This is a genomic window from Methanobrevibacter thaueri (genome assembly GCF_015062915.1).
Classification (GTDB): Archaea; Methanobacteriota; Methanobacteria; order Methanobacteriales; family Methanobacteriaceae; genus Methanocatella; species Methanocatella thaueri_B.
The window spans coordinates 26,607-41,355 of the sequence record NZ_SUTJ01000002.1 but is presented as its reverse complement, the minus strand read 5'-3'; the positions used below and the strand labels follow the sequence as shown (position 1 = coordinate 41,355).

Annotated in this window: 16 protein-coding genes; 9 read left to right on the top strand and 7 right to left on the bottom strand. The window is 36.7% G+C overall.

What is annotated here, in order from left to right; genetic code table 11:
* The first annotated feature begins 4 nt into the window (after positions 1–4).
* From pth2 to E7Z78_RS01650, 5 genes are all read left to right on the top strand, one after another.
* Positions 5–343, top strand: a complete 339-nt coding sequence (pth2, locus tag E7Z78_RS01670) for an aminoacyl-tRNA hydrolase (protein WP_303723441.1) — start codon at positions 5–7, stop codon at positions 341–343.
* 39 nt (positions 344–382) lie between these two features.
* Complete coding sequence (locus tag E7Z78_RS01665; protein WP_303723440.1) at positions 383–1,057, top strand: delta 1-pyrroline-5-carboxylate synthetase; 675 nt, start codon at positions 383–385, stop codon at positions 1,055–1,057.
* 1 nt (position 1,058) lies between these two features.
* Positions 1,059–1,220, top strand: a complete 162-nt coding sequence (locus E7Z78_RS01660; protein ID WP_292605920.1) for a zinc finger domain-containing protein — start codon at positions 1,059–1,061, stop codon at positions 1,218–1,220.
* Between the two features lie 18 nt (positions 1,221–1,238).
* Positions 1,239–1,508, top strand: a complete 270-nt coding sequence (locus tag E7Z78_RS01655; RefSeq protein WP_303723439.1) for an elongation factor 1-beta — start codon at positions 1,239–1,241, stop codon at positions 1,506–1,508.
* An 872-nt stretch (positions 1,509–2,380) separates the two neighbouring features.
* On the top strand, positions 2,381–3,100 hold the full coding sequence (locus E7Z78_RS01650) for a DUF4012 domain-containing protein (RefSeq protein WP_303723438.1): 720 nt from the start codon (positions 2,381–2,383) through the stop codon (positions 3,098–3,100).
* On the opposite strand, the gene E7Z78_RS01645 is transcribed toward E7Z78_RS01650, so the two are convergent.
* Positions 3,097–4,008, bottom strand: coding sequence for a type II secretion system F family protein (locus E7Z78_RS01645; protein ID WP_303723437.1), 912 nt, complete (start codon positions 4,006–4,008; stop codon positions 3,097–3,099). The genes E7Z78_RS01650 and E7Z78_RS01645 overlap by 4 nt on opposite strands.
* Before the next feature lie 5 nt (positions 4,009–4,013).
* Positions 4,014–5,441, bottom strand: a complete 1,428-nt coding sequence (locus tag E7Z78_RS01640) for a CpaF family protein (protein ID WP_303723436.1) — start codon at positions 5,439–5,441, stop codon at positions 4,014–4,016.
* Positions 5,442–5,700: 259 nt separating this feature from the next.
* On the opposite strand from E7Z78_RS01640, the gene E7Z78_RS01635 reads away from it, so the two are divergent.
* Positions 5,701–6,474, top strand: coding sequence for a methyltransferase (locus tag E7Z78_RS01635; RefSeq protein WP_303723435.1), 774 nt, complete (start codon positions 5,701–5,703; stop codon positions 6,472–6,474).
* On the opposite strand, the gene E7Z78_RS01630 is transcribed toward E7Z78_RS01635, so the two are convergent.
* The 3 genes from E7Z78_RS01630 to E7Z78_RS01620 are packed head-to-tail and all read right to left on the bottom strand — an operon-like array spanning position 6,467 to position 8,700.
* Positions 6,467–6,742 carry a hypothetical protein gene (locus tag E7Z78_RS01630; protein ID WP_303723434.1) on the bottom strand — a complete coding sequence of 92 codons (276 nt, stop codon included), beginning with the start codon at positions 6,740–6,742 and terminating at the stop codon, positions 6,467–6,469. The genes E7Z78_RS01635 and E7Z78_RS01630 overlap by 8 nt on opposite strands.
* Positions 6,739–7,437 carry a hypothetical protein gene (locus E7Z78_RS01625; RefSeq protein ID WP_303723433.1) on the bottom strand — a complete coding sequence of 233 codons (699 nt, stop codon included), beginning with the start codon at positions 7,435–7,437 and terminating at the stop codon, positions 6,739–6,741. Before E7Z78_RS01625 ends, E7Z78_RS01630 begins: the two co-directional genes overlap by 4 nt.
* Before the next feature lie 9 nt (positions 7,438–7,446).
* Complete coding sequence (locus tag E7Z78_RS01620; protein ID WP_303723432.1) at positions 7,447–8,700, bottom strand: tripartite tricarboxylate transporter permease; 1,254 nt, start codon at positions 8,698–8,700, stop codon at positions 7,447–7,449.
* Between the two features lie 142 nt (positions 8,701–8,842).
* On the opposite strand from E7Z78_RS01620, the gene E7Z78_RS01615 reads away from it, so the two are divergent.
* Positions 8,843–9,550, top strand: coding sequence for a hypothetical protein (locus tag E7Z78_RS01615; RefSeq protein WP_303723431.1), 708 nt, complete (start codon positions 8,843–8,845; stop codon positions 9,548–9,550).
* Here E7Z78_RS01615 and E7Z78_RS01610 read toward each other — a convergent pair.
* Positions 9,547–10,008 carry a MarR family winged helix-turn-helix transcriptional regulator gene (locus E7Z78_RS01610; RefSeq protein WP_303723430.1) on the bottom strand — a complete coding sequence of 154 codons (462 nt, stop codon included), beginning with the start codon at positions 10,006–10,008 and terminating at the stop codon, positions 9,547–9,549. The genes E7Z78_RS01615 and E7Z78_RS01610 overlap by 4 nt on opposite strands.
* A gap of 72 nt (positions 10,009–10,080) precedes the next feature.
* On the opposite strand from E7Z78_RS01610, the gene E7Z78_RS01605 reads away from it, so the two are divergent.
* The gene (locus tag E7Z78_RS01605; RefSeq protein WP_303723429.1) at positions 10,081–10,572 is read left to right on the top strand and encodes a hypothetical protein; all 492 of its coding nucleotides are present in this window, start codon (positions 10,081–10,083) and stop codon (positions 10,570–10,572) included.
* A gap of 30 nt (positions 10,573–10,602) precedes the next feature.
* On the opposite strand, the gene E7Z78_RS01600 is transcribed toward E7Z78_RS01605, so the two are convergent.
* The gene (locus tag E7Z78_RS01600) at positions 10,603–11,862 is read right to left on the bottom strand and encodes a transposase (RefSeq protein WP_303723428.1); all 1,260 of its coding nucleotides are present in this window, start codon (positions 11,860–11,862) and stop codon (positions 10,603–10,605) included.
* A gap of 706 nt (positions 11,863–12,568) precedes the next feature.
* On the opposite strand from E7Z78_RS01600, the gene feoB reads away from it, so the two are divergent.
* Positions 12,569–14,587: a ferrous iron transport protein B gene (feoB, locus tag E7Z78_RS01595; RefSeq protein WP_303723427.1), complete on the top strand. Its 2,019-nt coding sequence runs from the start codon at positions 12,569–12,571 to the stop codon at positions 14,585–14,587.
* The last annotated feature ends 162 nt before the right edge of the window (positions 14,588–14,749 follow it).

Below are 14,749 nucleotides of genomic sequence, written 5' to 3'. Positions count from 1 at the left end.
TAACATGAAACAGGTAATGATTGTAAGGACAGATTTGAAGATGCGCAAGGGAAAAATCGCAGCGCAATGTTGTCATGGATCTATTGGTGCATATAAGAAATCCCCTGCGGATAAGATTAGGAAATGGGAAAATGAGGCATATGCCAAGGTCGTTTTAAAAGTTCAGACTTTAGAGGAAATCACTGCCCTTAAGAAATTGGCTGATGAAAAGGGCATTGCAAATTATTTGGTAGTTGATGCTGGAAGGACCCAGATACCTACATCAAGCGTTACCGTTTTGGCTCTCGGTCCTGATGAAGATGAAATAATTGATGAAGTGACTGGGGATTTGAAGCTTTTATAGTCTAACTGTTAATTTAATGAAGCTTATTTTTAATTAAACATGGGTGTGATTTTTATCATAAAACAGGTTGTAAAGATTGGGGGAAGCCTATTTCCAAATTATGCAATTGAACTTGTAAAACAACTCGAAAACACCGGTTCGGTAATTATTCTCGGTGGGGGAGAGTTTGCCAATTTAATTCGCAAATATGATGAGGAAATGGATTTTTCTGAACAGGCCAATCACTGGACAGCTATTGATTGCATGGACATCATAGCTAAACTTGTAAACGACAAGGTGGAATCTGCAAAATTGGCTTATACGATAAATGAGGTTAATGAAATATCCGATGAGGGATTCACTCCTATTTTCATCGTTTCCCAATTTTTAAGGGAGGAAGATCCTTTCGAATGCAGTTGGGATGTCACTTCGGATTCGATTGCAGCATATGTGTCACACCTCCTAAATGCAAACCTTTTAATAGTAACAAATGTAAATGGTATATATACCCAAGAACCGAAGGAGCCGGGTTCAACATTCATAAGTAAAATCGATGCAACAACATTACTAACTTTTCAAGAGTCATCGATTGATGTAATGTTACCTTCTCTTTTATTAGAGTTCGGGTCTGATTGTTATGTTGTGAATGGGAAGTGCCCTGAAAGGGTTTTATCTTTAATAGATGATACTATAAATGATTATAACTTCGATTACACACAAATAATAGGTGAATAATATGAAAGAAGTAGAATGTATTTCATGTAAACAAGAAATTCCATTAACCGGACCATTCGTTGAATTCGAATGTCCTATTTGTGGAGCAAAAATAGCAAGATGTGAAAAATGCCGTACCTTTGGCCACGCATACAAATGCGAATGTGGTTTTGAAGGACCTTAAGATTATGGAGGAATTAGAATGGGTGAAGTATTAACAACTATGAAAATCATGCCAGACAGTCCTGAAGTGGATTTAGAAGCTATCAAATCCACCATCGAAAGTTCAATGCCAGAAGGCGCTAAACTTCATGAAATGAATGAAGAACCAATTGCATTCGGTTTAGTTGCAATAGTCTTACAGTTCATCACTGAAGATGGTGAAGGCGGATCTGAATCTGTTGAAGAAATGGTTTCAGGTATTGAAGGCGTTGCTAGTTTCGAAATTACTGGTGTTGGAAGATTAATGTAAATTTTCTTCCTTTTTTTACTCTTTTTTTATTATTTTTCAAATTTTTTTCATAATTATCATAGATTTTATTGCAATTTTTTCATGATTTAAACTTTTAAATGTAGATGTTATTTTTTTGTTGGGTTTTAGATGAACCTAAAATTTCCAAAACCTTTATATATCACTTTCATCATATGTTATAACAATTGTTATAGTAATTCTTCCCAAAAATTTAGGCATACTTAATAATTAGGGAAACATTTATATACTATAACAACCAACTTTTATACAAGTGACATAAATTTAGGCATACCTAAATTTTTACACTTAAACAAAACATATTATTAGTCAATAATAATACAATCTCCAAAATACATATCTGTCAAATTAGCTTTCCACAATTTTCTAATTTGGCATGGGAAAAATCTGCCAAAAAATTCCCAAAATACAAGTCGTGGTGTTTATTACTCTCCTCAACCAATAAACACCAACTCTCTATTTTTAAAGATTATTTTAATATTTCTCATGTGTGTTGTGCATGTTTTTGAAATTTTTTTGATCCTATAAAATTTAGGTATACCTAAAAAATTAGAAACCTTTATATACTAGGAATTATAACATTAATATTAAGTGATAAAAAATTAGGTTTACCTAAAAATCTAATTTTATAATTGCTTACATGATTGATTGTCAATCATGGCACTACACTCCGATTATTTATTAAATTAGTTTAACTCTCTTTCTAATTTAATAAAAAGCATATAACTACTCTCACGAAATTAAATATGTCCTTCATATTTAATTTCACCTATTAATTTACTTTTTCTAAACTATTTATACTATGACAATATAATATTTACTTGCTTTTGAATTTAGTTAATGAGGGTAATATCATGAATAGGACAAAAAGACTCATTGTTGCAATTATAGTTGTTGTCATCATAGGGGTGATAGCGCTGATTGCAGGTGCACTATTCATCGGACAGGATTCCGATTTGGTGAAAGGGGATAAGAACATCTTGGTATGTGCCATTGATGAAGGAGAAGACAGGCCAGGTATGGGAGCCTGTGACATGGCATTCATTATCAATCTTAAAGACGGAACCCTCAAGAATTACACACCAATCTATCCTGGAGGATTGACACATCCGACAGCCGAAGAGCCTCTAGAAGCCCAGGAGCAGGGAGCAGGATCTTCACTGTTGCTGCATGATGCCTTTTGGGATGCAGACAATCAAAAGGGAATGAAACTTGCAAAAGAGATAGTTGAGTACAATGAAAACACTTCAATAGATTCTGTTGTAGCCATCAACAGCGAGGCACTGGATGCAATCCTTTCAGCTGCAGGACCATTGGAAATCAACGGTGAACTCACCAATGCAAGCGGAATTGACATCATCCGTGAAGAGGACTGGGGATATGGAATATCTCGTGGAGATGCTGTAATGGACATCGTAAAGGCAGCTGCAAAAGCGGCCTCAAGCAGTCCGTCAACCAAATCAGCTATGATCAATGCAGCATTGGACCAATATTCAAAAGGAAACATTATCATGGACCAGGAAGGTGCATTTGCAGGGCTTCTTGTTTCAAAAGGTTTTGGCTCCATTTTTTAAATTTTTGGTTCCATTTTCTTAATGAACAATCCCATGAACACCACAATCAATGGGAAAAATACCGTATAAATGACAAATATCAGTTCGGAGGATATCACATCTCCCATTACTGTTGAACCAGCCATCAACATTATCAAACTTATCACTGGAGCTAAAATAGCAATGAATGTATAGATAAGGATAAATGAGTTCAATTTCTGCGAGTATTCCTTTAATCTGATTTGCATGTCAAATGATATGTCCTGTGCAATGATTTCCAAACTGTTGGCAAGATTGCCTCCAACCCTTAATGTGCTGATTATCTGGTGAACGGCACGTGACAAGCCATCCGATCTGACCCTATGGCTCATTTCAATAAGGGAATCCTCAGTCGACTTTCCGAACTTGACCTCCTCCAGAACCCTTGTGAATTCATTTGAAAGGGAACCATAATTCGCATCCCTGATTGTAATCAATGCATCATGCAATCCCTTTCCTGATTTCAGTTCAACTCCCATGTGCCTCAAGGCATAAGGAAGCTCCTGGTTCAAATCGGAATAGCTTCTCTCCTCTTTTATTTTCGGGTATGATAGTATGAACAGATAAGTCATCGCAATCACAACAAGATAAATTCCAAACAACTCCAAGCCTGCAAAAAGCATCACACCCAATCCGATTATGAGTAATATGAAAATAACATGCCTATTCAAGAGGTATTTTAGAAGTGCGTCCCGGATTTCATCAAATCTGCTTTCCTGCTTTGCCAGTGCCTGTGGCTCAAGTTCAAGGTTCAACTTCGAGAATATTGTCGTGTCAATCTCATTGTCCCTGACATTATCCGCTTTCAAATTATCAAGTGAGAGGTTTTTGAAGAACTCTACAATGGATAGTGCAAACCCTCCAACAAGTATGAAAAAGCCTTCAAACATTAAAATCACCTGTTGAGAATAATCCTGTTCAGGACCTTTTGGGGATTGGCGTAATACATCTCCAAAACGCTGTTTACATCACTCACTGAACGGATGTTATTGTTGAGCATGTGTCTTAAAACCAGTTTCCGATTGTCGATTTCATGATGAAGTTCGCTCATGCTGTAACCGCTCAAATCGGAAATCTGCGCTAATGTATGGCTTGTCACGCTGACGTTCTCAATCATGTCACGTTCAGGATTCCATTGGAAGATCTTGTTCAGCTGCACGGTTCCCTCCTCCATTCCAACAACCTCTGCAACCTCACTGATGCGTCTGAATGAAACTCCAGAGGGAGTGTAGATTCTGTTCTGCATGATTATGAAGTCAATAGCCTGAATCATTATCTCGGGAACTGACATTGGAGGATTGGTTAGTCTTGTTATGGTTTCCCTTGCATCATTTGAGTGCAGTGTTCCAAAACCGGAATGGCCGGTGTTCAATGCGGTGAATAGTGTGATTGCCTCATCGGCTCTCACCTCTCCCACAATGATTCTGTCTGGGCGTTGCCTTAGGGAGTTCTTGACAAGGTCATTCATGGTCAACTCTCCCCGGTTTTCAACGTTTGCCGGTCTTGTCTCCATTCGGATTACATGCTCATGAGGAATCTGCAGCTCAAGAGTATCCTCAATTGTTATGATTCTTTCTTTAGGGTTGATGAAGGCTGAAAGAGCATTTAATGTTGTGGTCTTGCCGGAACTTGTTCCTCCGGATATTATTGCATTGGCGGACTTTACTCCCAGCCCATCGATGCACAGCCAGAAGAAAGCCGCCAATTCTATAGACATTGTTTTGGTTTTAATCAGGTCAATGACTGTCAGAGGGTCACGGCGGAACTTACGGATGGTGAGTGAAGGTCCGTCTGCAGACACGGGAGGAATTGTAGCATTTATTCTTGACCCGTCCCGCAGTCTTCCATCAAGTATCGGTGTTTCCTGGTCGATTCTCCGGTTGATTTGTCTTGCAATGGCATCAATCAGTTCACGGATTTCATCCTCGTTCCTGAATCGGATATTTGTTTTCATCATGCCGTATTTCCTGTGATAGACAAACACTGGCTTGTCTGTACCGATCACCATTATTTCCTCAAGCTCATCATCCTGAATCAGTGGGTCGATTTCCCCATAGCCGTTAATGTCCCTTAGAAACTTGCGGGACAAGCTGTCCAAATATTGCTCTGAGATGCCATTATCCTGATTTGTCCCATTAAGCCTCAAGGATATGAAGTTCCGGATGTCATTTAACAATCTTTCTTCATTTGCCTGGAAGTTTTCACCGGATGATATGGCTAAATCAACCAGATTTTCACGGATTTCCCCCAAAAGGGTCTTTTCTTCTGGAGTGTAGTTCTGCCTTGCTATTTCATATTGTGGAATGCTTTCTTCATTGTTCATATTTTTCACCAATGGCGATTTTTAGTCAGTACATAGAAATTAGTAATACTAATTTATAAAGTTTTTATTACTTTTGAAAGAATTATTACTGATACAAGACAATTATAACATAATGAAGATATTTTGAGGTGATTCTATCATAGACATAAACGACAAGATTAACTCACTAGAGCAATGTGAAAACTGCACAGACATTCAAATCAAAAAATTCAGCCCATTAAAAGACTTAATTGATTTTAACGTTCTTGACGGCGAATACATGAAATGCGAATGCGGTAAAAGACCATTGGACATAGTGATGAGTCAAATCCTGAAAATAATGATAGAATCTGAAATAGTTCCTCCAAAAGCCACACTAAGGAGAAATTCTCCAGTGCCATTATCCAATTTCTACTACAGCAGCCTAAACCCACAATTCATTGGAGAAAAGACACTTATACTTCTTCATCCGGATTTCACAAACGATGTGGCAGCAAGATTAATTGAAGAGGTTCCGGAAGTTGCATGTGTCCTTAAGGGAAGTCCTCAAAGCATTGTGGGGCAGGCAGATAAGGATTCACAGATCAATCACTTTGAAATACTTGAAGGGGACGACACACAGATAAACGTGATGAGGACACTTCTCCAGGAAAAGATAGTGCTTGTCAAAAGCCAGTCAAGACACCACATTGAAGTTGCAACCACCACAGAGCAGAAGCTGGTTCAATTGCACAACTACCTGAAAAACAATGATGTTAAAAAAGGTGTGGCCATTGATGCGATGTGCGGACTTGGAGCAATAGGAATATATCTGCTTAAATACGGTTTTGAAAAGGTAATGTTCAATGACATAAACCCTGAGATGATTGAAGCACTTGAAAAGAACCTAGAAATCAATGACATTGATAAAGGTTATGAAATATTCAATGAATCATTTGAAGATTTAAAAACAGATAAAGTTGATTTATGTGTGATTGATGCATTTCCGGGAATGGACATTGATGAAATAACTCAAAAAGCGGAAAAAATAGCAGATAATGTGGTTATTATCTAGTTATTTTTTCATTGTTTAATTTTAATATTATTTCAAACATTTTTTCAATATCGTCAGGCATATTTTTTTCGTTAACTTCAAATGAAGCAATATGTTTTCTGTTAAGGTACTCTTGGGCAAAGCTACGTCCCATGAATTCAATTCCCTCAAAATTCATAATTACTTTAGAAACATCATCACTAATACTTTTATAAAGTTCTTCAATTTTCTGTCTTGACCCTAAATCCGGACCAATTTCTTTTTTTAGAAAAACTTCAATTTCGCTCATAATATCAATTCATATTTTACTTGTTCTAAATATTTATATATATCAATTTTTGAATTCAAATTCATTCTTAAACTAACCAATGTTCCATCAATACATTCTGGAAGGATTTCTTTTACAATGATTCTATCTTTAGTTAAATGAACTAAAGCACATCCTGAAGCAATTAAAACTTCTCCATCGCTGCCGGAAGTAACAATATTTGCTGTATTATTCAACCCAGTTCCTCTTTCAATATATCCAACTTCATTCTTACTAGATAATCCATTAAGAGCTTTAATTATTGCATCACAGTCATTCTTAATAAAGTAATTTAGTTTTTTTAAAGAAGCAGGAATTGTTATTCCATCATCTAAAAATGAAAATTCATAATAATTTCCATCAATCCCACCCATTACATAAGCGTTTTCAAATTGTGAATGGTCATAAATATTAGCTATTAATTCATGAAAAACAAATTTTAAAGCATTTATATTGTTATTAATGTTTAATTCATTTATAATTTCATTTGAAACTTCATCAGAATTATCATTATTGGCATTAACTTTTCTAATTGAATCTATTTTATCAAAATTCAATTTTTTGTTATAAATTAGTGGTAAAAGAATTGTTGGATTAAGATTGCCAATATCTATTTCTACATTTTTATTTTTCATATTTTCATATTCTTTAAATTCATTTAATAATATTTCTTTCATATAAATCGCCTAAATAAACATTTGCATATAAATGACAATGGCAGGAACAATCAGAACGCCCATCAGGTGGGATTTTCCGATTCCAATGTAATGGGGAAGCATTCCCATTGCTGTTGACGTAATCAGCGCCAATGTCATATAGAAAAAGGGGGCCTTGTAATAAAAAACGAATATGTATAATATCACTATCTGAAGCAGTATCACTGCTATCGACAGCTTCTTATAATCAACTCCGCCCATCAGTCTAGAAAAAGAGTCGCCTAGCTTCAAGGACAATGCCAATGAAACGGACACTGCAATCAATGATGCGAAAATGAAAATCGCCAAGTGATTAAGGCTCATTTCAAATATCAGGTATGACATGTAGACGGCTATTCCGCTTCTCGGGTTTCCGATAATGTAGATTGCAATAAGCGAGAACAGGCAATCCGAAATGTTCAATCCTGAGGTTGCCAACAGGAAGTTCACTGTATCATCATCGTCGTTGTCGTTTGCACCGCTCACGGCTTGGGCTATCACTGTTCCCTGTGCAGGGCCAAAGCCCGGAAGGAATCCTAGTATCGCACCGGTTATCCCTCCGGCAAATATGCTTTTAAATTTACTGTAATCCAAATCAAGTTCATAAAAGGGGTTTTGATGAGGTATTGTTGATGAGTCGTTCAGGCTGAACAGTATTGTGCTTATCCCGAACAGTCCTGAAAATGTGCACATCAATGTGATTCCTGAGGATATTGGGGTCTGGAAGATAATCCATCCGAGGATTCCTGAAAGGACAAATAAAAGCAGTGACCATAGAAAATCCCTGGTCGTTGAGGTTAGGCTGTAGGTTAGGTAAATCGATGCAAAAAGCAATATTGCCCATGTGAATGGCTTTGTGATGTCATGCAGTATCGGTAGGGCTATTGAAAATATTGGAAGCATCAGTATTGTCACTATGATTGCTCCAAATCCTCCAACGGACACTACTCTAATCACTTCCTTTGATCGGCCTTCAAGCACCATCCTGTGCCCTGGAAGGATGGATGTGGCGGTTCCCTCCTGTGGCACTCCAAGAAGCATTGACGGGACGAACTCAATCAATGCGTGGGCTATTGACATTGCCACCATCAAAACGCAAAGGAATTCCGGTGAGAGGAATGTCAATAGGAATGTTGACGACGCAAACAGTATCGCTCCGGCCGTATTGACGTGTATTCCAGGTATCATTCCAGTAGTGGTTCCAATCAATATTCCTATGAAACAGGCTATAACTAATTCTATCATGACTATTAGTTATACGGGGTTTAATTTAAAGTTTGTTGAAGCCATTTAGTAATATTGCTTTGTGTTTGTAATTTTGCAGTCGTTTAGCAATATTGTTTTCATCAAATAGTTTTAAATGTTGGTAATCTCCTAATATAATATTATGTCTAAGCTTAAAAGAATCGCAGTGCTTCTGGTTGCATTGCTCGTGGCGATGATAATTGTAAGCTTTGTTGTGGGCTCTGTAGTAAATATGATAGTTCCGCCTTCCGAAGCAAGCTCCACTGATAAGATTGTTGAGGATATTGGTGGAGATAATGTCCTGACTGCCACATTGGATGGTTGTCTAAAATTAAGTGAGGATAACATTGCGGACGGAAGTTTCAAAACACGTTTGGGTCAGGAATTGTCATGGAGGAATGCCAAGAACATTTCATATGTTGACACTTATGGTAATCACGGTTACATGATTGTTTGGAAAGGTGATTCAAGTGATTATCCAAGCCTTTCAGACAATTCAAAAGGAATCTACATTTCAGACAGCCTGGAATCAATGAAGGGGGAATGCTTTTTATGGCATCCTTCACAAAATAATGCTGTCTATGGGATAATTGTCAATACTGATGAAGTTGTCTGCACAGAACATGAGCTGTTATATGACATATTGGGATTGAACATTACTGAATTCCCGCCAACATATCAGCAAACAAGCTATTCAACTAGTTATTCCGATGGTTCCAGCCATTATCATACTGTGGTGCCGGACAGGTACACATTGTCAAGAACCGATCCTGGAGCCTACTATGACCATTATGAGTATGGTGACAATTACGCAATAGATGATTATCTGGAATCCGAGGGCTATGACTAGAATTGCTCCCTGTTGAATTCCAATGATTTTAGGGAAACCTTTGACAATGTCTTGAGCAGGTCTTCATGGGATATTCCAAGCTCTTCGCAAATCATCCTATCCCATTCCCTTTCCTTCTGAATGATGAACTCAGCGGTTTCGATTCCTTTTTTTGTTAAAGTGATTTTATATGCCCTTTTGTTTGTCTCGTCAACTTCCCTGACGATTAATTCTTTCTCTTCGAAATCCTTGAAGGCTCTTGAAACTCCGCTTCTGTCCATAAGACATGCCTTGGCGATGTCGGATTGTGTTTCGCCCATCTCATAGTATAAAAATAGCAGCATGTAGTATTGGCTTGGTAAAATATCCGTGTCATTTTTAATGTATTTATTGATGTAGTAATCATGAGTTTTACTCAATGAAATCAAATGGTTAACAATGAACGGAGATTCTTTTATTATATCGTCATATTCAATCATAAAATCACTTATTAATATATTATATATCAATATTTAAATATTATTTGCAATAAAATATCCACAGTGATTACTATGAAAAGAAAAATCATCATCATTTTAGCAATCCTTACAGCATGCATCCTGCTTGCAGGACCTGTCGTTGCTAAGGAAAAAGTAAAAGTCAAGATATCAACCGACAATAGCGTTTTTGACAATAAGGGATACATCATTATCAAGCTTGTTGACAAGAATGGTCGTGAAATCCGGTCCGACGGAAAGATAAATTACACTGTAACTGATAAGAACGGCAACTACAAATGGGTTTACAAGTCATATGGTCATGGTGTCCGTGTTAAATATGATTTGGGAAAGTATAATGTTAAGGTCAAGTTCTTCGGCGATTCACATTACAAGAAAGTCAAAAAAACCAAAACTATTACTGTGAAAAACGATTTCAATCCTTACACATATTACGATGACCATAACTGGGGCCTCAACCAGGAAATAGATGACTATATCGAGTACAATTACTGGGATGAGGAAATCTATGATGATCCTGAAACATATGATGGCGAAGGATATTGAACCTCTCCAGCTTGTAGAAGCTGGAGATTCTTAGGCCATACCTATTGTTTTGTCTAGGCCTTTCCATTCGTAATAATATTCGAATTTTCCTTGACCGATAGGTATGAAATCTACTAAGCATAGCACCATTGAACCAGTGGCGCGTAGAGCTTCGTCTAAAATATTTTTTGCAGCATTAACATCTCTTTGAAGTATGCTATGGCAGCGTGGACATTCCCATTCTCTTTCATCACGACCTAAACCATGATTTATTTCACCACAAACATTGCATCTTTTACTGGAAGGGAACCATCGATTGATTTGTACGAATTCACGTCCGTACCATTCTGCTTTGTATCGTATCATTTCAATGAGTTTTCCCCATCCGATTTCATGAATGCTTCTGCTTAAATTACGTGCACGTATCATTCCTCGTATGTTTAATGTTTCCATTGCTATGAATTCACAGTGTTTTACAATATTATAAGATATTTTATGATAATAATCATTGACGACGTTATTTTTCTTGTTTATCCATTTGTGGAGTTTTTTTAGTGTTTTTTTCCAGTTGGAACCACCTTCCTTTTGTCGTGCTAGTTTTTGATTGTAATATTGTATTCTGCCGTTTATTCTTTTCAAATCAGGTTTAGGTATGACTTTTCCATTGGAAAAAGTTAGAAAATCTGTTAATCCCACATCTATACCTACATATAAAGACGGGCCGGAAAATATTTCCCGGGGTTGTATTTTTTCTAGTTCGTAGACTATGCAGACGAACCATTTTCCGTTTTCTTTTAGGATTGTGGCTTCTTTGATTTTGCCATCGATGTCTCGTTTATGTTTGACTTCAATGTATCCGAGTTTGTTTAAGCGTAATTTATTACCTTCCCACATTATAGATCCTTTTATTCCGTTTTTAGTTTCATATTCGTTGTTTCTGAGTGTGATGGATCGTACTGGATTTTTTTTAAGTGATTTGAATTTAGGGCGTCCAGTTCTTCCATCATAGAATCCTTCATATGCTTTTATTAAGCGGTCGGTGGATGCTTGTATGCAGGTGGATTCTGCTTTTTTTAGGAATGGTTTTTGTTTTTTTAGAGTTCTTACGATTTTTTGTGTGTAAGTGCGGTTGATTTTACATGTTTTTCCTATTCCAAATTCTTTGACTAGGTTTTCACGGTAAATGCTGTATTCTAATGTTTTGTTGAATACGTAACCGGTTGCCCGTAAATTGAAATTTAATTCCCCTTCTAAATTCTCATCAGGGACAAACTCAATCTTATCGGTCAAAATAAAAGTTTTATCAACCATAATATGCTCCCCACACTTTTTTAGACAAAGATCTCATTAATTTTATTTGTATACTCGAAAAAAAAACATAGATTTTGATTTTTTTGATTAAACATCAAAAAAAGAATATGTTTTCTTTTTCTTATAACAACTTATATACATTTATAATAAATAGAGTTTATCTAAGAGCATTTGGAAAGTAATACAGCATAATTTTTTATTTTGCAAAAAAATTCTAAAAATTCAACAAAACCCCTTAAAAGTGCAATTCATCTCCCGGTTTAAAGAAGCCAGAGAATTCTTGCACAATAATGTTAAATTAAAAAATAGATTTTAAATTGGTGTTTATTTTTTGGAGGAGAGTTAAACACCAATTTTCGTGTTTTTTTCGGAAAATTTGGCAGATCAATTTTCCTGCATTAAATTAGAAAATTGTGGAAAACTAATTTAATGTTTATATTTGGAGATTGTATTTATTGACTAATAATGTGTCTTGTTCTAAGTGAGATTTAGGTAAACCTAAATGTATGTCACTTGTATAAAAGTTGGTCATACTAGTATATAAAGGTTTCTAATTTTTTAGGTATACCTAAATTTAGAATATTCCATAATTTCATATAATGGTTTAAATAAAATAAATGGGATATATTATATTGCTGAGTTTATTATTGAGTATTCTCTTTAAAAAGAATTTTATTAAATTTAAATATGAATTGAGGAATTATTCGTGTCAAAATTAATTGTAGGACTTGCTGGAAATCCTAATGTTGGAAAAACCACAGTATTCAATAGATTGACTGGTATGCGCCAGCATGTGGGAAACTGGCCTGGAAAAACTGTTGAAAGGGCAGAAGGACAATTTGAACATAAAGGATATGAGTATGATCTTATTGACCTGCCTGGAAACTATGCGCTAAGTGCCCATTCAATCGAGGAAATCGTTTCAAGAGACTTTATTGTGGATGATGATTCTGATGTCATTGTCAATGTGGTTGATGCGGCAAATCTGGAGCGTAACCTGTATCTGACAGTTCAGATGATGGAACTGGGAGCAAATCTTGTTTTGGCTTTAAACATGAACGATTTTGCAAAGAAAAAGGACCATATCATCAACATAGATTTAATGAGTGAACTGTTGGGAATTCCTGTCATAGACATAAATGCAAAAAACGGTGACGGAATCGAGGAGCTTTTGACAACAGTGGAAAGGCAAGCCGCAAATCCAATTGATTCAAGTCTAAAATTATCCTATGGAAATGAGTTGAAAGGCCATTTGGCTGAAATCCAGGAGATGATTGAACAGGATGAGGACTTGATGGATGTGCCTTCAATCTGGACAGCCACCAAATTGCTTGAAAAGGACAGCATTGTAATTCAGAAAGTCCAGAAATCCAAGCACCAGTCAGAAATTTTCAAAGAATCCGATAAAGTGTCAAAACACTTATATGATGTTTTCAAGGAAAGTCCTGAAGAGGTTGTTGCCAATGCAAGGTATGCATTCATCGATGGATTGATGGCTGAGGCGGTTGACAGGCCTGCAGTTGAAAAGGAGACAACCAGTGACAAAATAGACAAGATTGTCACAAATAGAATTTTGGCCATTCCAATTTTTTTCATACTCATGTTTTTAATGTTTGAGGCAGTATATCTCATAAGCGATCCTTTTGAGGTTTTGATTGCTCAATTCTTCACAATAATTGCAGATTTTGCAGCAGGATACATTGCCAACCCATATCTGCAATCCTTTGTATGCGATGCAGTTATTGGTGGTGTGGGCGGAGTTCTCACATACTTGCCGATTATTGTAGTCATATTCCTGTTTTTGAGCATACTGGAGGATTGCGGTTATCTTGCAAGGGCTGCATTCACTTTAGATATTTTCATGCACAAGCTGGTGGGCCTTCACGGTAAGGCATTCATCCCAATGATTTTAGGATTCGGTTGTGGTGTGCCGGCCATTATGGCAACAAGGACCTTGGAAAATGAGGAAGACCGTATGCTTGCTATGATGCTTGTGCCGTTCATGTCCTGTACTGCAAGACTTCCTATTTATGCAGTATTCATTGCAGCATTCTTCAGTGAACACAACGGTATCATACTGTTGTCCATGTATGTGTTGGGAATTATTGTAGCACTTATTGTTGCGGCAATTCTTAAAAGAACAATGTTTAAGGGATTGTCCACTCCATTTGTAATGGAACTACCATCATATAAGCTTCCTTCAGTTAAGGGAGTTATTCTGCACACCTGGGAAAAGGTAAAGGGTTTCTTAAGAAAGGCAGGTACAGTCATCCTTGTCTGTTCCATGATACTCTGGGCATTAAGCATCTTCCCTGTGGGAGTGCAATATGCATCCGCTGACAGTTACCTTGGAATGATTGGTAATGCAATTGCTCCAATCTTTGCACCATTGGGATTCGGAACCTGGCAGGCTGCCGTTGCAATCATATCAGGACTTGCGGCCAAGGAGGTTGTCGTTGCAACATTCGGTACCATTTCTGGTATGGAAGAGGGTGATGAAGGTGGAATGTCCAATGTGCTTCATGATCTTTTCACTCCGCTATCTGCGTATGCGTTCATGGCATTCACATTACTGTATGTGCCATGCATAGGTACAATCGGTGCTATAAAACAGGAAACCAACGGTTACAGATGGGCCTTGACCATGTGTGCCATCACAATAGTGACCGCATATATAGTTTCATTCTTAATATATAATATTGGCCTGTTGGCTGGTTTCGGTTAAAATTAATCATTTTAAACTGTTCCCGATGTAATAATCAGCTATCGGGAATTGAAATTCTATTTTTCATTTATTTATCAATTTTTACAGTTTTCATTCTTTTGTTGAACATTGTTTCATTTGTATAATAATTATATTATATTAATTAAACTTTGGTATACCTAA